This window comes from Flavobacterium xizangense (assembly GCF_054075145.1).
This window is the reverse complement of record NZ_JBSIPG010000001.1, coordinates 628,999-651,739: the sequence shown is the minus strand read 5'-3', so window position 1 is coordinate 651,739 and position 22,741 is coordinate 628,999. Positions and strand designations below refer to the sequence as shown.

Annotated in this window: 23 protein-coding genes; 1 reads left to right on the top strand and 22 read right to left on the bottom strand. The window is 32.9% G+C overall.

Annotated elements, in window-relative coordinates:
• Positions 1-36: 36 nt before the first annotated feature.
• The 3 genes from ACWA1B_RS02740 to rbfA all read right to left on the bottom strand — a co-directional run bounded on the left by ACWA1B_RS02740 (position 37) and on the right by rbfA (position 3,226).
• A complete protein-coding gene (locus tag ACWA1B_RS02740) occupies positions 37-1,464 on the bottom strand; it encodes an MATE family efflux transporter (protein WP_456904358.1) in 1,428 nt (475 codons plus the stop codon).
• A 168-nt stretch (positions 1,465-1,632) separates the two neighbouring features.
• A complete protein-coding gene (locus ACWA1B_RS02735) occupies positions 1,633-2,832 on the bottom strand; it encodes an ABC transporter permease (protein WP_456904357.1) in 1,200 nt (399 codons plus the stop codon).
• 1 nt (position 2,833) lies between these two features.
• Complete coding sequence (gene rbfA / locus ACWA1B_RS02730) at positions 2,834-3,226, bottom strand: 30S ribosome-binding factor RbfA (protein WP_035646598.1); 393 nt, start codon at positions 3,224-3,226, stop codon at positions 2,834-2,836.
• 229 nt (positions 3,227-3,455) lie between these two features.
• Between rbfA and ACWA1B_RS02725 the strand changes: the two genes are divergently transcribed.
• Positions 3,456-3,875 carry a CBS domain-containing protein gene (locus tag ACWA1B_RS02725; protein ID WP_456904356.1) on the top strand — a complete coding sequence of 140 codons (420 nt, stop codon included), beginning with the start codon at positions 3,456-3,458 and terminating at the stop codon, positions 3,873-3,875.
• Between the two features lie 46 nt (positions 3,876-3,921).
• On the opposite strand, the gene ACWA1B_RS02720 is transcribed toward ACWA1B_RS02725, so the two are convergent.
• The 19 genes from ACWA1B_RS02720 to ACWA1B_RS02630 all read right to left on the bottom strand — a co-directional run bounded on the left by ACWA1B_RS02720 (position 3,922) and on the right by ACWA1B_RS02630 (position 22,680).
• Positions 3,922-5,175, bottom strand: coding sequence for a murein hydrolase activator EnvC family protein (locus tag ACWA1B_RS02720; RefSeq protein WP_456904355.1), 1,254 nt, complete (start codon positions 5,173-5,175; stop codon positions 3,922-3,924).
• Positions 5,176-5,198: 23 nt separating this feature from the next.
• Positions 5,199-5,981 carry a lipoprotein insertase outer membrane protein LolB1 gene (locus ACWA1B_RS02715; RefSeq protein ID WP_456904354.1) on the bottom strand — a complete coding sequence of 261 codons (783 nt, stop codon included), beginning with the start codon at positions 5,979-5,981 and terminating at the stop codon, positions 5,199-5,201.
• 6 nt (positions 5,982-5,987) lie between these two features.
• Positions 5,988-7,337, bottom strand: coding sequence for a tetratricopeptide repeat protein (locus ACWA1B_RS02710; RefSeq protein WP_456904353.1), 1,350 nt, complete (start codon positions 7,335-7,337; stop codon positions 5,988-5,990).
• Positions 7,338-7,388: 51 nt separating this feature from the next.
• A complete protein-coding gene (locus tag ACWA1B_RS02705) occupies positions 7,389-8,405 on the bottom strand; it encodes a sugar nucleotidyltransferase (RefSeq protein WP_456904352.1) in 1,017 nt (338 codons plus the stop codon).
• Between the two features lie 93 nt (positions 8,406-8,498).
• Positions 8,499-8,933 carry a dUTP diphosphatase gene (dut, locus tag ACWA1B_RS02700; protein WP_035646609.1) on the bottom strand — a complete coding sequence of 145 codons (435 nt, stop codon included), beginning with the start codon at positions 8,931-8,933 and terminating at the stop codon, positions 8,499-8,501.
• A gap of 25 nt (positions 8,934-8,958) precedes the next feature.
• On the bottom strand, positions 8,959-10,419 hold the full coding sequence (locus ACWA1B_RS02695) for a lipopolysaccharide biosynthesis protein (protein ID WP_456904856.1): 1,461 nt from the start codon (positions 10,417-10,419) through the stop codon (positions 8,959-8,961).
• A gap of 94 nt (positions 10,420-10,513) precedes the next feature.
• Positions 10,514-10,960, bottom strand: a complete 447-nt coding sequence (locus tag ACWA1B_RS02690) for a GNAT family N-acetyltransferase (RefSeq protein ID WP_456904351.1) — start codon at positions 10,958-10,960, stop codon at positions 10,514-10,516.
• A 535-nt stretch (positions 10,961-11,495) separates the two neighbouring features.
• On the bottom strand, positions 11,496-12,356 hold the full coding sequence (gene atpG / locus ACWA1B_RS02685) for an ATP synthase F1 subunit gamma (protein ID WP_035646614.1): 861 nt from the start codon (positions 12,354-12,356) through the stop codon (positions 11,496-11,498).
• An 83-nt stretch (positions 12,357-12,439) separates the two neighbouring features.
• On the bottom strand, positions 12,440-14,017 hold the full coding sequence (gene atpA, locus ACWA1B_RS02680) for a F0F1 ATP synthase subunit alpha (protein ID WP_035646617.1): 1,578 nt from the start codon (positions 14,015-14,017) through the stop codon (positions 12,440-12,442).
• 38 nt (positions 14,018-14,055) lie between these two features.
• Positions 14,056-14,589: an ATP synthase F1 subunit delta gene (gene atpH / locus ACWA1B_RS02675; protein ID WP_426483405.1), complete on the bottom strand. Its 534-nt coding sequence runs from the start codon at positions 14,587-14,589 to the stop codon at positions 14,056-14,058.
• Positions 14,590-14,593: 4 nt separating this feature from the next.
• Positions 14,594-15,094, bottom strand: a complete 501-nt coding sequence (locus ACWA1B_RS02670) for a F0F1 ATP synthase subunit B (RefSeq protein ID WP_026727280.1) — start codon at positions 15,092-15,094, stop codon at positions 14,594-14,596.
• Between the two features lie 88 nt (positions 15,095-15,182).
• Positions 15,183-15,383, bottom strand: a complete 201-nt coding sequence (gene atpE, locus ACWA1B_RS02665) for an ATP synthase F0 subunit C (RefSeq protein ID WP_026727281.1) — start codon at positions 15,381-15,383, stop codon at positions 15,183-15,185.
• A gap of 33 nt (positions 15,384-15,416) precedes the next feature.
• Positions 15,417-16,595: a F0F1 ATP synthase subunit A gene (atpB, locus tag ACWA1B_RS02660; RefSeq protein WP_426483406.1), complete on the bottom strand. Its 1,179-nt coding sequence runs from the start codon at positions 16,593-16,595 to the stop codon at positions 15,417-15,419.
• Between the two features lie 118 nt (positions 16,596-16,713).
• Positions 16,714-17,106, bottom strand: coding sequence for a hypothetical protein (locus tag ACWA1B_RS02655; protein ID WP_142449906.1), 393 nt, complete (start codon positions 17,104-17,106; stop codon positions 16,714-16,716).
• Between the two features lie 63 nt (positions 17,107-17,169).
• Positions 17,170-17,391: an AtpZ/AtpI family protein gene (locus tag ACWA1B_RS02650; protein ID WP_035646626.1), complete on the bottom strand. Its 222-nt coding sequence runs from the start codon at positions 17,389-17,391 to the stop codon at positions 17,170-17,172.
• Positions 17,372-17,767 carry a bactofilin family protein gene (locus tag ACWA1B_RS02645; protein WP_035646629.1) on the bottom strand — a complete coding sequence of 132 codons (396 nt, stop codon included), beginning with the start codon at positions 17,765-17,767 and terminating at the stop codon, positions 17,372-17,374. The genes ACWA1B_RS02650 and ACWA1B_RS02645 overlap by 20 nt, the downstream gene beginning before the upstream one ends.
• Before the next feature lie 4 nt (positions 17,768-17,771).
• Positions 17,772-20,381 (bottom strand): type IX secretion system periplasmic lipoprotein PorW/SprE, encoded by a 2,610-nt coding sequence (porW, locus tag ACWA1B_RS02640; RefSeq protein WP_456904350.1) that lies wholly within the window; start codon positions 20,379-20,381, stop codon positions 17,772-17,774.
• An 87-nt stretch (positions 20,382-20,468) separates the two neighbouring features.
• Positions 20,469-21,164 carry an ABC transporter ATP-binding protein gene (locus ACWA1B_RS02635; RefSeq protein ID WP_456904349.1) on the bottom strand — a complete coding sequence of 232 codons (696 nt, stop codon included), beginning with the start codon at positions 21,162-21,164 and terminating at the stop codon, positions 20,469-20,471.
• A gap of 55 nt (positions 21,165-21,219) precedes the next feature.
• A complete protein-coding gene (locus tag ACWA1B_RS02630) occupies positions 21,220-22,680 on the bottom strand; it encodes a DUF5687 family protein (protein WP_456904348.1) in 1,461 nt (486 codons plus the stop codon).
• Between the last annotated feature and the right edge of the window lie 61 nt (positions 22,681-22,741).

Genomic DNA, 22,741 nt, shown 5'->3' with positions numbered 1-22,741 from the left:
AAAAAAGGCCTTCAAAATTGAAGGCCTTTTTGTTTATTATACTTGAACACGTTTCCACTTTCCTCTTTTATAGAAAAAGATTCCCGTCAAAGTAATTGCTGTTTCAGCGACCGGAATAGCAATAAAAACTCCTGTTGGCCCCATATTAAAATGTTTTGCCAATACAAACGCCAGCGGAATTTGGAACAACCAAAACCCGAAAAAATTAATTCCCGTTGGCGTCCAGGTATCTCCCGCTCCATTGAAAGTATTGATCAAAACCATCCCGATTCCGTAGAAAATAAATCCGATGCTCATTATTTGTAAAGCTTCAAGCGCAATAGTTTTTACCTGATTGTCATTCGTAAAAAACGAAATAATATATTGTCCAAAAACCAACGTAATAATCATAATTGAAGCCATAAAAATTACATTATATCGTGCAGTTGTATAGACTGATTTTTCGGCACGTTCGATTTGTTTCGCACCTAAATTTTGTCCAACCAAAGTCGCTGCAGCATTACTCAATCCCCATGCCGGAAGTATGAAAAACATCATGATTCTTAGCGCCGTTTGATAACCTGCAGAACCATGATCGCCACCTGTTGTTGCTACTAATTGTGCCAAGAAAATCCAACTGCAGGAAGCGATTACAAACTGCAAAATTCCCGGAGCTGCGATTTTTACTAAAGCTTTTATTTGTGTGAAATCAGGAACAAAATATAGAATTTTGATTTTTAAAATTCCTTTTCCAGAAAACAAATGATATAATTGGTATAAAACACCTATGCTTCTTCCAAAAGTTGTCGCCAAGGCAGCACCAACTAATCCAAACGCCGGAATTGGTCCAAAACCGTTAATTAAAATTGGACATAAAATAATATTACAAATGTTGGCAATCCAAAGGCTTTTCATTGCAATTGCGGCATTTCCTGCACCGCGAAAAATTCCGTTTATCAGAAATAAAAGCATAATGCATAAACTGGATCCAATCATGATTTGGGTAAATCTAAAACCATGTTCCGCCGCTTTGGCAGATGCTCCCATGAGTAACAGTATATCTTTGGCATAAATAATTCCCAAAACACTCATTACACTGTTTATTGCAAATGCCACAATAATAGCTTGCATTCCTGCTTTGGCAGCTGCAATTGGATCTTTTTCTCCAATTCGCCTTGCCACTACAGCAGTGGCAGCCATACTCATTCCTATTGCTAGCGAGTAAATAATTGTTAAAACAGATTCTGTCAACCCCACAGTCTGAATCGCAAAACTGCTATGTTTCAAATGCCCTACAAAATATAAATCGACTAAAGCAAAAACCGATTCCATCATCATTTCCAAAACCATCGGAATGGCTAATAGAATTACAGCTTTTTTAATACTTCCTGAAGTATAATCAAATGATTCGTCGCCTTTTAAGGCTTGTTTTAAAGTGGTAAAAATTTTAGAAAAGAAGCTTTTCTGTATTGTAGTTTCTGTCATGATAAGTTAGGATAAATGAAAAAATTAGTTCAGATGTACTAATCTGAACTCGAAAAAAACGTAAGTATCCTAATTATTCTAAAAAATAAAATAGGATTAGGCAGAAACAATCATATGCAGTAATTTTTTGAGACGATAAATATAGGAAATATTTTTTAGCCCGAAATATTAATCTAAAAGCTTTTTACTTACACGGCTGCAAGCAATTAAAGAAGCCAGAAAACCTAAAGAAATAATGGTCCCTAACACAATCAGAATATTTTCAATTGTAAAAACAACCGGAAATGCCAAAGTTGGCGTAATCATAATCAGCTCATATTTCTGTTGCAATAACACTAAAATAACACCTAATATAAGTCCGATTATGCCACCGAAAACACTTAACAAAGTACCTTGAAGAAGGAATATTTTTCGCAAATGACTAATTTCTGTTCCTAGATTAAAAAGGGTTTTTAGATTTCCTTTTTTCTCTAAAATCATCATAATCAAAGCACCAATCAAATTAAAAAGTGCTACAATGATAACCAATGTAAAAATCAGATATACCGCTATGTTCTCGGTATTTAACATTCTATACAAAGATTCATTTAGCTGTGCTCTATTTCTGAGCGTTACTTTATTCTTAAAAATATTTTCCAGCTGCGATCTGATGGCACTTTCATTTGCATTTTCTTCCAAATTAAATTCAAGTCCCGAAATCTGATTGGTTTTATATTCCAGTAATTCCTGTGCCAAACCTAAATCGGCAAACACATATTTCGAATCTAAATCTTCGCTGATGGAGTAAATCCCCACCGGAAGAACATCTGTTTTTGTAAAAGCATCATCCGGATTTTCAATTGCTCCTTTTCCTGGTTTTGGCGCAAAAATCTGCAACGGATTTTCGAAATCTAAAACTCCTAACGAAAAGTCACGCGAAATACCATAACCTATTACAACCTGATACGTATCTGGTTTTAACCATTGTCCGGTGAAAAGCTTTTTTTTGATATCGTTGACCACTGGATAATTACGATCAACTCCTTTTAAATAAGTAACTTTCTGCTTGTCTTTAAACAAAAACAAAACGCGTTCTTCGATAATTTTGGTGTATGAAACGACACCATCAATTTTCTTTATTTGACTTTCCTGTTCTGGTGTAATCAAAAATGATTTTCCATAGGTACTTGTCATTTTTAAATCGGGATCAATTTCGTTTGTGAACGACAAACTAAAAACTTTTAATCCGCTAAAAACAGATAAAACCACAAACAAAGCCATTGTACCGGCAACAATTCCTAAGCTCGCAATACGATTAATGATATTGATAGCGTTATTTTTGCTTCGGCTAAAAATGTAACGTTTGGCTATGTAAAGGGGGAAATTCAATTTATGATTTTCTTCTTTTTTCTAAAAGATCACGGTTTTCAATTGGGTTTTCTTTTCCTGCTAAAGCATTGTCGATTTTTTCAATATAATCTAATGAGTCATCGATAAAAAACACCAAGTTTGGCACACGGCGCAATTGCAAACGCACACGCTGTGATAAATCGTGTTTAATTAAAGTTGTATTCGATTTAATTCCTTCTAAAGTTTCTTTGGCTTTCTCCTGAGGGAAAATGCTTAAATATACCGTTGCCACAGATAAATCTGTAGTAACACTAACTTTGGATACCGAAATTACTAAATTGGTAATTCCATTTTTTCGCACTTCACCTTGCAAAATATCGACCAGATCTTTCTGGATGACACCGCCTATTTTTTTCTGTCTATTTGTTTCCATACTGCAAAAATACTATTTTTAAATTCAATCAGTTAACTTCAGCTCAAGATATAGATTGATTTTTCAAATGAAACGTTATTTTATTGTCATTTTTTCATTTTTGTTGTTTTACATTTAGAAAGCAAAAAACACTTAACTGCCTTATTTTCAAATAGTATACCTGATAAAAATCATGTTTTTTATAGTATTCTTTTGCGACCTTTGATGGAAACATTACAACTTATTTATCATGAAAAAGAGAGAACCAATAAGTCACATTATGACAAAAACAGTGGTGACTGCAAATGAAAAAGATGATTTGAAAACCGTAGTTGAAAAATTAAAGAAAAATACGATCCGCCACATTCCAATTGTCAAAGGAAAAGAAGTGGTGGGTATTATTAGCCGAACCGACATCAACCGGTTAACTTTTGGCGCTTTGTTTGAAGGCCAAGAAGGTGCCGATGAAGCTATACTTGATATGCTGAATATTTCTCAGGTTATGACTTCAAAACCGAGGACAGTTTCATCTGACATGGTTATTAAAGATTTAGCTGAAATTTTTGCTAAAGAAGATTTTCATGCATTACCTGTTGTTGATCATGACGAACTTAAAGGAATCGTGACTACAACTGATGTCATTAAATATTTACTTGAACAATACGATTAATAAAACTTAAACTTAATAAAAAAGGGAGCTCAATAGCTCCCTTTTTTTATCTGTTTTGTAACCATCCTTCCGGATTCATATTTGTTGTATTTTGAAGTATCAAAAACTTAATCGTTGTTTTTCCTGTATCTCCGCTGGTTCTTACTTTTCCAATACTTTGCTTAGTATTTACTTTATCACCTTTTGCAACTGATACTGAACTTAAATTTTGATACACCGTAAAGTAATCTCCGTGCTGAATCATAACTGCTCTGTTGATTGGTGATAAAACAATTACGCTCGAAACCTCCCCTTCAAAAACCGCACGGGCTGTTGCGCCTTGTTCTGTCGTAATCTCAACTCCCGAGTTATGAACTGTAATCGACGGATGCAGTGGGTGTGGCTGATCTCCATAACCTAATGAAACAAATCCTTTTTCAACTGGCCATGGCAATTTTCCTCTGTTAGCTTTAAAATCAGCAGCTAATATTTTTCCTTCTGGTGTCAAAGCAATTTTTGAAGAAGAAACTGGCGCTGTAGAAGCTGTAGATCCAGGATTATCTTTAGCTCGTTCCAGAGCTGCTTTTCTATTTGCTTCAGCAATTGCTTCACGAATCAAACGATCAATTTGCCTGTCGATTCTTTTTGCTTCTGCTTGTTTATTTCTAGTATCGGCAATGATTTTGTTTTTATCCTTTTTAAGAGCATTTACTAGTTTTTGCTGTTCTTTCTTTTCAACTTCTAAGCTTACTTTTTCTTTTTGGTTTTCAGCAATAATCTTTTTCTTAACCTGCCTCTGACCGTCTAGTTTTGCATTAAAATCAACTAATTGCGCCGTTTTAGACTGAATTTCTAAACCTTGATTTTTTCTGTAATTCGTATATTGTTTTAAATATTGTGCTCTTTTATAAGCCTGCAAAAAGCTTTCTGAAGATAAAATAAACATTGCCCTACTTTGCTCAGATCTACTTTTGTATGATTTTAAAATCATTTTTGAATAGTCTGCTTTCAAAACTGTCAATTCTTTTTTCAATTTATTAACCTGAACCTGATTAATATACATATTATTACTCAAAACCCTTTCCTGTTTTGCAGTGGTGTTAATCAGTTTTTCTTTCAGCTTAATTTTATTCGCCTGAATTAAATATATATTTACTGCCGATTTTTCTTGTTTCTTTACAGACTGCAGCATTTTTTCATTATCTCTAATTTCCTGCTGAATTTGTGCTTTACGCTGTTCAAGTTTTTCTTGCTGCGAATCCTGTGCCCACATAAAAGTTGTGGCACAAATAAAAATTAGGCTGAGGAGAAATTTTGGCATGTTTCTGTTTTCTTTTTGCAAATTTACTTAATTATAACTTTTTTATACCCACTTGGAACACTATATGGAAAAGAAAGTTCTTCATTAAATGAAATATTATTATAATTTAAATTAATATTTGTTTTCCCTTTTGGTTGCACTGCATTAATTTCAATAGTCGTTGGAAGTGTTCCCTGATTAAAGGTTTTACTGTCAGAATAAATAATTTCAAGCTGTACGTTTTCTGAAGCTTGTGAAATTTCTTCTTTCTGAATTAAATATTTTTCCGAATCTAAATAAAATATCTTTTTTACTTTTTCTTCTTTTTCATCTTCTAAACGAAAAAGATTTTCAACGATTGTCTGTGTATATTTCCCTTTTCTTAAATCGTCTAAGGCTTCTCCAACCAATAAATTCTGAACTTTGCTATAGTCCAGCTCTGTTCCCAGCCATTTGCTTAAACTCGTAAAATCACCTTCGTAATAAGTGCCTTTTATTTTTTCGTAATAGCTAACTGTCGTTGGGGTAATCAAAGCTTTTGCCATTGTGATTCCGAGGAAACGAACACTTATTAAAATCTGTTTGTCTTTTTCAATTTTTATATCAGCCGTAACATTTTGACTTTGTTTGTCATCTTCATATTTTGCACTTGCTTTTATGCTTAAAGTTGAGAAATCTAACTTATTATTATAATGTTTTTCAATTGCTTTTTTATCTTCTTTTGGCGCTTCTTCTGTCTTACCATTATTGTTTTGCACTGCCACGGCTTTTGATTTACATGAAATCATAAATACCGACAGCAACACAATTGCTATATATTTTTTCATCTTTTTCTATTTCTTTTGTTTTAATAACTCATTAGCCTTCAAAAAGTATTCCTCTTTTTTCTTGGCATCTCCCAATCCATTATAAGCTTCTCCCAACTGAATATTAAAATTTGATTCCAATTTTTTATCATCAACAACATAATCAAGCCCCATTTCTAAAACGGTTTTTGCATTCTTAAATTGTTTTAACTGATTGTTTCCCAGCCCCGCATAATAATAAAATTGTGGCTGACTTGGGTAAACTTCAATCATATTCATGGCTCTTTTGGTCATCGGTTCAAATTGTTTTGCCTGTGTATAGGCTTCAAGCAAAAGCAAATTGGTTTCACGATCTGTTTCTGAATTTGCTTTTAGATCTTTTTCATAATATTTAATTGCATTTTCAAACTGGCCTTTGCTATGATAAAATTTCCCAATTTCTTTGGCAACGTCTACATTTGGATCGTTATCAAAATAAGAAATTGCTCTTTCTAAATCTGGAGCATATTGCGGATTTTTATTGGTATAAATCAAAAATTCATTCAAAGTTCTGTGTTTGATTTTTGAATCAATTTTTGAACTTGCCAAAATAATATTCATAGCCTTAATTGCTTTATCAGCCTGGTTTGCATCTAAATATGTTTTGAACAAACTAACCTGCGCCCATTCCGAATTTGGAACTTCTTTTGCCAATTTTGTAGCAACTTCTAAAGCCTTGTCATTATCATCTGATTTTGAATATAAGATGATAAGATTCAGATAATTCGATTCTTCTTTTGGATTCTTTTTTATCTGATCGATCAAATTCGAAATTTCAGCATTTTGATATTTTCCTTGTGAAAGAATCTGCATTTTATAACGATCGCGATCTTCCGATTTTCCGAATTTATCGTTCATTTCGTTTATCGCTACAAGCGCTTTATCAAATTGATTTGTAATCATATATAATGAAATCAAATCATCTTTGTATTCTTCATCAAAAACGATAATTTTCTGAATCGTTTCTATCGCCAGTGGATAATTCTTGGTTTCATAACTTACATCATAAATTCCAAGCCAATACCACTTGTTTTTAGGATTTAACTGCGTTGCTTTCTCAAAAGCCGTATTTGCATTTTGATAGTCTTTTAAAGCAAAGTAATTTTTTCCCAATTCAAAATAAGCAACAGCATCATTAGGTTTTAGTTTTATACATTTTTCTAATGATACTATGGCTTTATCATAATTTTCAATTCCTTTTTGTTTCAAAGATTCGTAAAAAGCATCTTGATATTCGTCTGGGGCCATAGCAATATCTTCCGGTTCAGTCTGAGCTAAAACCGAGTTTGAATTGCCAAGCAAAACGAAAAATAAAATTATCCAAACGCCTTTTTTCATTCTTTTTATAATTTATTTTAAACCAAAAAGAATCTTCTGAAAAACTCTTTTTTATTCTAAAACTGAGTAATCTCCAATACTAATACTAGTAAACTTTCCATCATAACTAACGTGATTTCCAATCATCGCATTGTCTAAGTTAGCGTTTTTTATTTGAGAATAAGTTTGTATTAAGCTATTTTTAATAGAACTGTCTGTAATTCGGCATCCTTTTCCAACTGAAACATTTGGTCCTACTGTTGTGTTTTTCAGTACTACATTTTCACCAATATAACATGGCGGAATAATTGTTGCGTTTTCTAACGTCACATTGTAATCTACCAAATGCTCGCCGTCGTTGTGCAAAAATCCTAACATTCTGCTATTTGTTTCAACCGTTACATCTTTGTTTCCGCAGTCCATCCATTCATCAACACTTCCGGTTTTGAAAACTTTTCCGTTAGCCATCATAGCTTTAATTCCGTCGTTGATTTGATACTCGCCACCATTTTGAATGTTATTATCCAAAACGCCTTGAAGTTCTTTTTTCAAATCGCCAACTTCTTTGAAATAGTAAATTCCGATAACGGCTAAATCACTTACAAACTCTTTTGGTTTTTCTACCAATTCGATAATTTCATTGTTCTGATTCAATTTTACAACCCCAAAAGCTTCCGGCTGATCAACTTGCTTTACCCAGATTACAGCATCGGCCTCAGGATCTAATTCAAAATCTGCTCTGATCAAAGTATCTGCGTAAGCAATAACTGTAGGCCCAGAAAGAGATTCTTTGGCACACATAATGGCGTGACCTGTCCCTAAAGGCAAGTCCTGACGATAAATAGATGCTTTTGCTCCAAGGCCTTTAGCCAAATCCTGTAAACTTGTTACGACATCTTCACCAAAAAAAGCTTCATCACCCAAAATAAAAGCTACTTCTTCGATTGGTTCTTTTAATATTTTGGCAATATCTTCAACCAAACGATGAACTATAGATTTTCCTGCAACAGGAATTAATGGTTTTGGAACTGTTAAGGTATGCGGTCTAAGTCTTGAGCCACGGCCCGCCATTGGAACGATTATTTTCATTTTTGTATTTATTTTTTAGGGGAAGATTGAAAAATCTTCCTGAGTTGGTTCTTATTTTTTGGATATTGCAAACTGAAAGCTGAGACTGAAAACTTATTTCACTCCAGTACTTCCAAAACCGCCAGCTCCTCTTGAAGTTTCCGAAAGTTCTTCCACTTCAATCCACTCTGCTCTTTCGTGTTTTGCAATTATCAATTGTGCGATTCGTTCTCCATTTTCAACTACGAATTCTTCATTTGATAAGTTCACTAAAATCACTCCTATTTCACCTCTATAATCGGCATCTACTGTTCCTGGAGAATTCAAAACTGTTACACCTTTTTTTGCTGCAAGTCCGCTTCTTGGTCTAACCTGCGCTTCATAACCAATTGGCAATTCAATAAAAAGTCCTGTTTTTACAATAGTTCTTTCTAAAGGTTTTAACGTAATCGATTCTGTTAAATTGGCACGAAGATCCATTCCTGCCGAAGCAATTGTTTCGTAGTTTGGCAAGTCGTGCTGTGATTTATTTATGATTTGTATTTTCATTTGCAATTTAAAATTTTAAACGGACTTATTTTTTCTTTAGTATTCCTTTTATGGTGTCTTTTTCATAATGATAAACCATATACATAAAAATTAAAAGGAGTGGAATTCCAACATAATATTTCTCTCTGAATCCGTAAAATGAAATTATTGAGAATACTATTGAAACGCCTAAATAAGCGCCAATTTTGTTCATATCATAAGGAATTGGATAATATTTATTTCCAAGTAAATAAGAAATAAGCATCATGCTTCCATAGGCAGAAATAGTCGCAATTGCAGAACCATAATAGCTGTATTTTGGTATTAAAAGATAATTTAAAACCAACGTAACGATAGCACCAACAATAGAAATGTAAGCGCCAATTTTTGTTTTGTCTGTCAGCTTGTACCAAACCGATAAGTTATTGTAAATACCTAAAAAGAAATTGGCCAAAATAATCAACGGCACTACTTTCATGGCTTCCCAATACGATTTGTTATCTAACAATAAAAATTTTAAAACATCGGCAAAAACAATAACACCCAATAAAATTAATGATCCTAAAATCACAAAGTATTTCGTGATTACAGCATAAGTCTGCGGAGCATTTTCATTTTTTGCATGGCTAAAAAAGAAAGGCTCGATTCCTAATCTGAAAGCCGTTGCAAATAAAACCATAAACAAACCTAATTTGTAACAGGCTGAATAAGCACCAACTTCAGATTTTGCTAAATTTTCAGGAAGTAAATATCCCAAAAGAATTTTATCAAAATGTTCATTTACAGCAAAAGCCAGTCCGGCAACCAAAATTGGAAGTCCGTATTTCATCATTCTTTTCCAAAGTTCCGCATCGAATTTTCGTCCAAGCGAAAGATAATTTGGCGAAAGCACAATAAAAGTAGCTAAACTTGCCAAAAGATTTGCAATGAAAATATAAGCAATCTGAAAATTCTCAATATATAAATTATCCCAAACCGAATTAGGATTCGAAGCTGCAAGTTTTGGCAAATACATCAAAAAGAAAATATTCAGCAATAAATTAATTACAACATTTCCAATCTTAATTGCCGCATAAACCATAGGGCGCTGATTGGCTCTTAGTTTAGAAAAAGGCACTAAAACCAGAGCGTCCAGAACTAAAATCCAAACTGAATAAGTAACATATTGAGCATCAACTTCAGCCCAACTTGCAAGTGTATTTCTAAAAATTAAGGCGGCAAATAAAAACCCAATTGACGACCAGAAAATTGAAATTGTAGAAGTTGCGATTACATTTTTTTTATCTTCTTCGGCACTGTAGAATCTAAAAAATGCAGTTTCCATACCATAAGAAAGAACAACATTAAAGAAAACCATCCAAGACAAAACAATCGAAACTTCGCCATATTCTGCAGTTGGTAAAATACCTGTATATAATCTGACCAATAAGAAACTAAGCATCCTCGGTAAAACCGTTGCTAGTCCGTAAATCGCAGTTTGTTTGAATAGATTTTTATATAATCCCAAAATAATTTTATAATAAAGTTCGTAAAACAAAAATAACCAATTCTTTGGTTTATTAATGATTTTGCAGGTTCAATAAAAAAAGTTGTAGGTTTTTTTATTGAGTCAGTTTATTCTCATCCAAAACTTTCACAAAATGAAATCCTTTTGGACCATAACCTTGATTGTAATAAAAACGATGCGCACCAAAATTTCCGGTAAAAGCGTCTAAAACAATACTACTACATCCTAAGTCTGTTGCTTTTTTATCGATATAATCCGTCAACAATTTTCCAATTCCTTTTGACCTGTGCTCTGGATTGACAACAAAATTATCGATCTCAAGATATTTTCCCGTCCAAAGTTTTGTTGCCGACCAGCATCCGGTAATTCCTAAACAAACATCATTATCAAAAACGCCTATCTGAATATAATTGTGAGGCACCATTTCTAAAAGAAACGATTCATATTTCTCAATTGAAATTTTAGGATAAAGAAATCGCATGGTATCGATTTGTGCCAGCATTTCGTCGATTGTAGTAAGTTCTCGTATTTGAAATTCCATTTTACTAAAAGATAAAGCTCAAAATTACTCAATTTTTCTCACGCCTTCTATATAATTGTGAAGCAACTCTATATGTGAAATCTGTAAAATTGAAAAAAAATTATATAAGTTTTTCCAATTGCTTCTGTATTAACTTTGTAACATAGGGAATGAGGAAAGCTAAAATACAACCCTTTAAAAAAGCAAAGCATCGGGACGGATAAAGCTAGTTTGTTCCCGCAAAAGACAAAGCACTAGGGATTGATTCTGCTGAAATGTAACCCTTAAAAAAACAGAGCATTGGGATTGATAAAGCTAGTTTGTTCCCATAAAAGACAAAGCAAAACAGAGGTGATAAATCTGTGCAATAATTTTATAAAATGGTATTGATTCTCATTTTTTGGGTAATTTGAGAATCACCATTTTATAACAGACAAAAAAAATCAATTTCTCTATAAAAGAGTTAAAGTCGATGTTTGGGGGTATCGGCTTCTTTTTTGCACAAAAAAAGAGCCAGCAAAATATTTGCTGGCTCTTTTTTATTTTTAGATATCTATTATCCGTTCAACGCTTCTGCTCCACCAACAATCTCTAAGATTTCGTTTGTAATAGCAGCCTGACGTGCTTTGTTATAAGTCAATTTCAACTGGTTTCTTAATTCCGTTGCGTTGTCAGTTGCTTTGTGCATAGCTGTCATACGCGCTCCGTGTTCTGAAGCAAATGAATCGCGAATACCTTTATATAATTGTGTTTTTAACGATTTTGGAATCAAAGTCAATACAATTTCTTCTTTTGAAGGCTCGAAAATATAATCTCCTGTAGAAGCTGCTGTATCAGATTTAATTGGAGCTAACGGTAAAAATTGCTCAGTCTGAACAATTTGTGTTGCAGCATTTTTAAACTGATTATAGATTAATTCGATTCTGTCATATTCCCCAGATAAGAATTTTTGAGTCAAATTGTCTGCAATTCCAGCAACATTTTCAAAAGTTAAATGATCAAAAATTGCATTATGATGTCCGTGAATTTTATGCGTCTTAACTAAAGCGTCGCCTCCCTTTTTACCAATGGCAAAAACATCTACTTGCTTTCCTGCATAAAAATCAGTACGGTTTTTAATCTCCTTAATTACATTCGAATTAAATGCACCACATAAACCTCTGTTAGAAGTTATAGCTACAAGTAATACTTTTTTTACTTCACGCTGAGTTGTATAATCTCCTCCAACTTCACCATCAAGTGTAGCAGAAAGATTTTGTAGCAACTCTGTTAATTTCTCGGCATAAGGTCGCATTGCAGTGATTGCATCTTGTGCTTTCTTAAGCTTTGCTGCAGAAACCATTTTCATAGCCGATGTAATCTGCATCGTCGATGAAACGGAAGTAATTCTATTACGGATTTCCTTTAAATTTGCCATTTTTTCTAATTAGAAAATTTGATAATTAGTCAATTAGATAATTGAAAAATTCATTTCAATTATCTAATTTTCTAATTGTCTTATTAGTTATATTTTGCTGAAACTTCTTTTGCTGCTTTTTCAATAACATCTGTAATGTTATCGTCAAATTTACCAGCTTTCAACGCGTTAAGCGTATCTTTATGTTTACTGTTTAAGTAAGACAAGAAATCAGCTTCAAATTCTTTAACTTTATTTACAGGAACGTTTTTCAATAAGTTTTTAGATCCAGCGTAAATAATTGCAACTTGGTTTTCAACAGGATAAGGATCATTTAAACCTTGTTTTAAGATTTCAACGTTTCTTTTTCCTTTTTCAATTACGTTTAAAGTAACAGAATCCAAGTCAGAACCAAATTTAGCGAAAGCTTCTAATTCACGGAATTGAGCTTGGTCTAATTTTAAAGTTCCAGAAACTTTTTTCATTGATTTAATTTGAGCATTACCTCCAACACGAGATACAGAGATACCTACGTTGATCGCAGGACGAACCCCAGAGTTGAACAAATCTCCGTCAAGGAAAATCTGACCATCTGTAATAGAGATTACGTTTGTTGGGATATATGCAGAAACGTCACCAGCTTGAGTTTCGATAATTGGTAAAGCAGTCAATGAACCACCACCTTTTACGATAGACTTAATAGAATCTGGTAAATCGTTCATGTTTTTAGCGATACCATCATCTGCGATTACTTTACAAGCGCGCTCTAATAAACGAGAGTGTAAGTAGAAAACGTCTCCAGGGTAAGCCTCACGTCCCGGTGGTCTTCTTAATAAAAGAGAAACCTCACGGTAAGCAACAGCTTGTTTAGATAAATCATCATACACGATAAGTGCTGGACGACCTGAATCTCTAAAGTATTCTCCAATTGCAGCACCAGCGAATGGAGCATAAACTTGCATTGGAGCTGGGTCAGAAGCATTAGCTGCAACAATAACTGTATAAGCCATTGCTCCTTTTTCTTCTAACATTTTAGCGATTCCTGCTACAGTTGAAGCTTTTTGTCCAATTGCAACATATATACAGAATACAGGTTTTCCTGCATCATAAAATTCTTTTTGGTTCAAGATTGTATCGATACAAACAGTTGATTTACCTGTTTGACGGTCACCGATAACAAGCTCACGCTGACCACGTCCAACTGGGATCATAGCATCAACTGCTTTTACTCCTGTTTGTAATGGTTCAGTTACTGGCTGACGGAAAATAACTCCTGGCGCTTTTCTTTCTAATGGCATTTCGTATAAATCTCCACCGATTGGTCCTTTTCCATCAATTGGAAAACCAAGAGTGTTAACAACACGTCCTACCATTTGCTCACCTACTTTAAGAGAAGCAATACGTTGAGTTCTTTTTGCAGTAGATCCTTCTTTAATTCCTGTTGATGGTCCTAAAAGTACCACACCAACATTATCCTCTTCAAGATTCAATACGATACCTTCCATACCGTTATCAAATTCTACTAACTCACCATATTGAACATTAGATAGCCCGTAAACACGAGCAATACCATCTCCAACTTGAAGTACTGTTCCTACTTCCTCTAGCGTAGCACCAGATTCAAAACCTTCTACTTGCTTTCTTAATATTGCTGAAATTTCAGCAGGTTTGATTTCCGCCATCTTAATTTATAATTTAGACACTTTTATGTGTAATAAAACTAATTACTTAACTCTCTTTTTAATACTTGTAATCTGTTTGCAACAGAGGCATTGTATTGATTATCGCCTATTCTCAAAATAAATCCACCAATAATTGAAGGATCTACTATATTTTCAATTGTAATTTTTTTATCTGATAAAGTTGCAACTTTAGCTAAAACTTTAGCTTCTAAAGCAGCATCCATAGGAATTGCTGTAGTAACTTTTGCTACTTCAACACCATTACTCTCATCAAATAATTTATTGAATTCTGATGCAATTGCACCTAGAATTTCAAATCTTTTGTTTTCAAATAATAAATGGAATAAACCTTTAGTTACACCGTTTACATTTGCAAAAACTTCTAAAAGAGCACTTTCTTTAACTTCAACTTTTGTAGTTGGGTTTAAAATAAACGTACTCAATTCTGTATTTGTCTCAATTGCATTTGCAATTGATTTCATATCGTTATTTACAGCTTCGGCAACACCTTTAGAGTTTGCTAAGTCCAGAATTGCTTTTGCATAACGAATTGCTGCTCTTGTACCTGCCATAGTCTTAGTTTAACTTTACGTCACCTAACATTTTCTCAACTAATTTAGTTTGAGATTCTTTGTTAGATAATTCCTCTTTCAATAATTTTTCAGCGATGCTTAATGATAAAGTTGAAACTTGAGATTTCAATTCAGCCATTGCAGCATTTTTTTCACTTTCGATAGCAGCTTTAGCTTGCTCGATCATTTTTTGACCTGCCTCTTGTGCTTCGTTTTTAGAATCAGCTATCATTTTCTCTTTCATTTCGCGAGCTTCTTTCAACATCGCGTCACGTTCTGCACGAGCTTCATTCAAAATTCTTTGATTGTCAGCTTGTAAGTTTTCCATTTCTCTCTTTGCGTTTTCAGCAGAAAGCAATGCGTTTTTAATACCTTCTTCTCTTGCAGTAATAGATTCCATAATTGGTTTCCATGCAAATTTCACTAAAAGTAAAATCAATACTAACAAGATTAAAGCTTGCCAGAAGAATAATCCGAATGAAAAATCGTTAATTAACTTATCCATTTTATAACTATATTAAATATTTAATTTCTTTTTTAAAGTAACAACACCTTTAACCAACCGTTAAAGATGTTGTTATTTTTTTTCTTTATTAGTTTTTTCCTAAGATCAAAGCAGCAAATGCTAAACCTTCTAATAAAGCCGCGATAATAATCATCGCAGTTTGAATTTTACCAGCAGCTTCTGGCTGACGAGCAATAGCGTCCATAGCAGATCCACCGATTTTACCTAAACCTAAACCTGCACCGATTACTACTAAACCAGCACCTACTAAAGTTGGAATTGTTCCCATAACTATTTATATATATAAAATTAAACTTCTAAATTAAATAATTGCTGTTTCATCTTCATGGTGGTGAGCGTGGTCATGATCCTGAACCGCCATACCAATAAATAATGATGACAACATTGTAAAAATAAATGCTTGTAAAAATGCAACTAAAACTTCAATAACAGAGATAAATAATGTTAATCCTAAAGAGATTGGCAAATCAGCTGCTAAATTTTTTCCAACGAAAATCATTCCGATCAAACTCATAATTACTACGTGACCAGCAGTAATGTTTGCGTACAAACGAATTAATAATGCGAATGGTTTTGTTAATGTTCCTAAAACCTCAATTGGTGCTAAGATAATTTTCATTGGAACTGGTACTCCTGGCATCCAGAAGATGTGTCCCCAATAATCTTTGTTTGCACTGAATTGTGTAATGATAAAAGTAAAAGCTGCTAAACAAACTGTAATAGCAATATTTCCTGTAACGTTAATTCCTAGCGGAGTCATTCCTAATAAGTTTAAAACCCATACAAAGAAAAATACAGTTAATAGGTAACCCATATATTTACGGTATTTTTTCTCTCCAATGTTAGGAACTGCGATTTCATCTCTAATGAAAATTATAAGAGGCTCTAAAACTCTTCCAAATCCTGTTGGGATTGGTCCTTTTTTATATGATTTTGCTAAACCAGTAAACATTAAGAATAATAGCACTGCAACAAAAAGCATTGAAACAACATTCTTTGTCATAGAAAAATCTAAAGGTTTTTCGTTTTCTGGATGACCGTGCTCATTAAAAGTAATTGTTCCGGCTGCATCTGTTTTATAAATTTTACCATGAACTAATTTGTAGAAGTTTCCATCAACTTCTGCAACTGTTTCACCGAAATGAAATTTTGAAGAAGAGAAAACTTTTAAACCTCCGTCAATAAGTATAACTGGTAATGGAAAACCAAAGTGTTTGTTTTCTTTTTCATCTTGGAAGAAAACAAAATCGTGAGAATCTTGTAAGTGGTGATCAATGAAAGCATCTACTTTTGCTTTTGGGTCAAGAGCAACTGCGTGCTCTCCTTCCGCTGGAGCATCATGTGAAATTACTTTCTCTTCGTGAGCCGTTTCAGTTTGTACATGCGTTGAATCATTCTCTGAGTTTGCAAAACCCATAATTGGTAGAGAAGCTACAAAAGCTGCTAGAATAAAGCTGAGTGGTTTGTTTGAAATCACCATATCGTGGAAAATCTTATTTTTTTACGTTTCTAAAATTTGGTGCAAAGGTACATTTTTTATTAATATTCAAAAGGATATGAAAAATTATTTTTGAACCTTGTTTTACATATTCGCGATTTTAACGCTTTTCATTTAATAATCGGACAGTTAAAAGCGTCTGAAATAACAAAAACAAAATAAATGTTATAAAAAAACTGACTTTTTCAACATTGACCGTTTCAGTTTTGTTTTCTAAAATTGGCTGCAAAATTAAATATCCCAACAACATTTGAGTAAAAGTTCCGAATAAGAAAACCATCCCTACGATTTCAAAATTCTTATTTTTTACCTTTAATAATATAAGGTATAGCAAAGCTGATAATCCGAAGAAAATTAAATACAGTAATTCTATACTGTAATGAAACTTTTGAAAATTAATTTCCAGCAAAAAGAAAGCGGCTATATGCACTATACAGGCAACAACAGCAAAACAAAATAAATGAAAAACAGGTTTGTAATTTTTTAATGACATTTCAGGTAATTTTTTGCAAAGATGCAACTTTTATCTAAAGCTGCTATAAATGAAAAAATTACTTTATTTATTAATGTCGTTAACTTGGCGGATAACGTTATATAATGCAAGGCCTACACCGGCCATGACAAAAATCGTATTATAATAAACTTTTGGGCTCGGATGGTTTTCATCAAGCCAGGTTCCGAAATAAGAAAACAAAAAAATAATGACTCCCATTTGAAATGGAATATTAATTAATGCAAGCCATTTATTTCTCCTATTATTATTCGGTTCCTTTTCCATCTTCTAATAGTATTACCTGATTGGAATTTAACATGGTACAAGAAGCGGTAAAGTCTGCTCCTGGTTCAATGGATAATTTTCCAACGGCGATTTCTCCATGAATACGTGCCGTTCCTTTAATATTAAGGACTTCTAAAACTTTTAGTTTTCCTTGAAATTCTCCTTCAATATCAGCATTGTGACAGATAATTTCTCCTTTCACAATTCCTGATGCACCAATGACAAGTTTTCCTTGCGAAGTAAAATTTCCAATAAGTTCGCCGTCGAGTCTAAAATCAGCTTTTGAAACAATATCACCAACAATAGACGTTCCTTCTACAATTCTGTTGGTTTTTCCTAAATTCTCTGTACTGACTTTTTTGACTTTTTCAAACATGGTTTTATGGGGTTTTTGGGGCTAAATACGTTTCAAGATTTTTTTTGATTTGAACTACCTTATAATTATCACTTGAAATAATAATTGGCATATTCGAGATTTTATATTTTTTATCCTCTCTCAAAACTCCTGAAACATCTTTGGCATATGCCTCTGATTTTAAACCATGAATAACTACAAAACTTTCGGTTTTATTGTATTTGTCAAATGAAGTTGTTAGTCTTTCGTAATTTTCAACCAACATGTATACTTTAATTGCCTCCTCAATTTTTTTAACCGTTTTAGCATCATTATTAGAAACTGGATATAAAATTTTCCAATTTTTACCGTCAACTGCCGTGAAATCGAGTTTTTCTAAATCCGGAATTTGCTTTTCCAAAATCTCTCTGGCACTTTTTCCTTCTTCACTATTTGGATAATTATCTGCAACTGTTTCCAATCCTTTTTTATAAGCGGCCAAACCTTCTACTTTTCCTAAAGTATTTGCTTTCAGCAATTCAAATTTAGAAACAATATCTTCACCAGCATATTGATTGATCAGATTATCGATGTTATTTAAAACCTCTATAAACTGCTCCTCTTCATATAATTTAAACCATTTTTTATATTCTTTGTCGGCAGAAACTAAATCATCTGAATTTACGTTATTTAAAATCTGTGCATATCTTGAAGTTGGATAATTACCTATTATATCAGACTTTATTCTTTCTGCCCTTGCCGGATTTGTGATTTGATAAATTTTATACAAATTATACATCGATGGTAAAATCAGTTTTTCTTCCGGATTATTTTGCAATAATTGCTCAAGCTTATCGCTGGCTAATTTGTATTCTTTGAACTTTTCTTTATAAATAAGCCCCAATTGATAATACGCAAAGTTTCGTTCTTTTCCGATACTGTCCATAACTGTCGGACTTGTCGGAATTTGATTTTCATAAAATGCCGTCGTATATTTTTCCGGAATTGCCTGCTGCAAGGCATTTATAGAATCCTGATTGATAGTTAGTGAATCTTTTAAAGCCGTATTAACAATTGATTTTGATGAAGCTAATCTCCAATTTCCGCCTATAACACGATTTCCCCACTGTTTTCTAAATTGCAGTTTTCCATAGGCAACCGTTGTTGGGTTATAAAAATAAAAAGTGCTTGAAACATCATTTCCAGATGGCGGATTAAATGCTCCCGAAACCAAATCTGTTTTATTAGGTTGTTGTGGATTGATTGCCGAAGAAATAGTATTTGCATCGTTATTACGCTGAACGTTTGCCAATTTTTCTTTTTCTTTTTCTTCAGCCAATCTTTTAGCATCGTCATTCTTTTTAAGTTCTGCGATGTAAATTTCAAAGTATGTTTTTCGTTCTTCGGCTGGTAAATTGTAAACCTTGATAATACTGTCGTTGCGTTTTGCAATTCCTTCGTATTTAATTACGTTATCAAGATTTTTTCTGTTTTTTTCAATTAAGGCAAACTCTCTCGTTTTTGGGTTTAATTTTACCAAAGTACTATCATAGTATTTAGCCGCCATTGTATAATCTGTATTTCTAAAATACATATTTCCAATGTTTCGATAGGTAGAGGCAACTAAATAAGGATCTTTAGATTTTCTGGCCAATGAATGGTTATAGAATTCCAATGCCTCTTTTTGCTCATTATTTTTATCGAAAAAAACACCCATTTCATAAAAAAGAATGTCATAATATGGTCTGTTTTCTCGATCTTCAACTAATTTATTATAGGCTTCAACAAACAAATTATGATCGTCTTTTTCATAATCGAACATCTGTGCTTTCTTCGCATAAGCATGCATCATGTATTTACGGTCTGCTTTTCGGTTCATATCGATCACACCGTTATAAAAGTAAATGGCACTATCTCTTTTTCCGGCTTCCTGATATAATTGTCCAAGAATAAAACGGTAACGCGCTCTGTCTTCGTTTATTCTGGTAAAATTTTCTGCGATTTTCAATTTGGCAACAGCGCTGTCTTTTTCTTCTGTATTTAAAAAAGCTTCGGCCAATAATGCATTTGCATCGGAAAAAGTCTGTTTGTCTAAATCTGTTTTCTTTAATAAAAGATTGATGTTTTTAATAACAATAGCATCGTTTCCGAGACGCATATTTGTTTTTTCACGCCAAATTTTTGCCGTATAAATATTACTGCTGTTTGGATATTTGTAAAGAATATAATTGAAAGCTTCTAATGCAGGAATAAAACGCTGATCATAATATCTTGCTTTCCCCAGCATTAGATACGCTTCATCAATCTGATAATTTTTTTCTCTTCCTCCAATATTCATGGAGTGTTTCTGAATGGCTTTTGTCGCTTTCGTTTCTGCTAGTTCAAAATCGGGATTCTTTGTTTTTTCTCCTTCCGAAAAATTTTCATCAAACTGCATTTTTTCAATTGGAAGTATTTTCCAAAAATTATCCTGATTATTGTTCTGAATTGATTTTAATCCTTTATCAAGACCAATTCCTCCATTATACAAAATGTTATATTTTGTACTTAGAGCGTGCGAATTTCTGTTCACGAAAGTATTATTCTTGGTAGAACAGGCTATCAAAAAGAATAAAAAAGCAATAAAAAAACAATATTTAAGAGTATTCTTTTTCAATAGAACTAATTTTTAAAGCATAAACTTATAAAAAGCACTTTTAGTATATGACTTGTAAAAATACGCTTCTTTTTGAAATATAGAAACTTAAACTGCAAAAAACGATTCGAGTTCTTGTAAGGTTTCTTCTGAGGTTTGAATATCTTTTACAATTTCACCTTTATTAAGGGCAACAATTCGGTCACAAACTTCAACAGTGTGTTGCAAATCATGGCTTGAAACCAAAACGGTAACATTCGGATCTTCAGCTAATTCTTTAATAATTTTCTTCAAACGACTGACTGTAGTTGGATCTAAATTTGCAAAAGGTTCGTCTAAAATTACAACTTCTGGATTTCCAATAAGTGTTGCAATAATGCCTACTTTTTTCTGATTTCCTTTTGATAAATCGCGAAGGTATTTTTTGTTGTTTAAAATTTCTCCATTGAAAAATTCTTCATGTTTTTTCAAAAGTGCATCGATATCCGCTTTATTCTGATGACGCAAATCACCAATAAAATAAAAATATTCCTCTGGTGTCAAATAGCCAATAAGGAAACTTTCGTCTAAAAATGAACCCGTAAAAGATTTCCAGTTTTCACTAGTATTGACCTGAATATCATTGCTTTTTATATTTCCAGTTGAAGGCTGAATAAGATCCAAAAGTAGACTGAAAAAAGTGGTTTTTCCTGCACCATTATTTCCCACAAGTCCAAAACTTTGACCTTTTGGAATTTCAAGATTATTGATATTTAAAACTGTAGTATTGTTATATTTTTTTGAAAGTTGATTTACTTGTATCATAATAATTTTAGATTTTAGATTAATTATCTCATTATCAAATTGGCAAATTCTCTAATTAACTCTTTTGTTTATAGGCACTTATTGTACTGTATTTTTCGACTTTGTATCTTTTTTCAATTATTGAAAAGACTTTATTTCTAAATACAAATCCTAAAACTCCGGCTCCTGCAACCAGCATTAACCCAAGTGTTTTATCTCCGAGATAAAGTCCGATTCCATAAAGTCCCAAAGGCAATAATAATTTTGGCAAAGTCAATAACATTGCATTTACATTAAATGCTTTTTTATCTCCAAAAGCACCGCCAGCGTTACTCAAATCAATTGGGGTTTTTGTAAATGCTCCTCCCAAAAGAACCAAATGAGAATTTACTCCAATATTATAAATGGCGCCAACCACAATAGTCAAATAAACCTGCCATCCGTAAAAAAGGTAAAATGAAGCCAAAATTGTCGATACAAAAGTGGCAATAACAATTAACCACCATTTTGAAGTAATATAACCGCGATACGGAATATTTTGTGTCATCATCAATTGATAATACGAACTGTCCCAACTTGGTACAAACTGTCCAAAGACAAATAAAAATCCGCCTGAAACAAATATTCCCGCAAAAATATACATAACCGCGGGCTGGTGTGTATTGCCAAAAAAGATCAATCCGTAAAACAAAAAGAAGAAACTCATGATAATAGTCGTTTTTGACCTCTTGTTTCTTTTAATCAATTTAATGTCATTTTTCAAAAAAGTTCCCAAAGTTCCAAATTGATTTAGCCAGGAAAGATTTTCAGTCGTCGCTATGTCTTCTTTCTTAGAAAGTCCGGCATCTAAATATAAATTGTTTTTGAAATATTTAAATGTAAATGCATACAATCCTGCTAATAACAAAATTGGAATCAAAAACAAACCTTTTATGGTATAAAGTCCCTGAAAAAAAGGAGTTGTGAAAATGGTAATATCAAACAGTTTATAATATTGTGCTGCTCCAAAAACCAAAGCAACCCCAATAAAAATAACAAATAATTTATCGATATTGCTTAAAATAATATTTAAAAAATTGTTGATATAGATTAATGAGAAAATTGCCAGAAGCCAAAATAGAATTCCTAAAATATCATATCCTTCAATAATAAGTACAACTGAAAAAGGCACAAAAAAAAGCGCATGAACCCAATTGAAAAAAGACAATGCCGTTTTGCCTAAAGAAAAATGAACAATGGTTGGTTTGTTAAAAGGCAAAACCAATAATGGTTTGATATTAAGAACCGGAATCGCCTGCATTAACAAACGAACGACAAGATCAAGCAAAAAATAATAAATCAAGAATTTATTGATGGTTACTAACGGTTCGAAATTCATTTTTTTAAGTACATAAAATGCGCCTACTCCCATTGCAATAAAAATTACCGAAAAGTAAACCATCAAAAACCCAATTAAAATTTTCATGGCCAGATTTGCTCCAAATGAAGCTGATCTTACAAAGGCTTTCCATTCGAGATAAATAAACTTTTTAATCATGGTTATTCAGTTTTAGTTTTTCAGTAAGAGACCAAATGTAGGAAAACGTTACAAAAAAAGT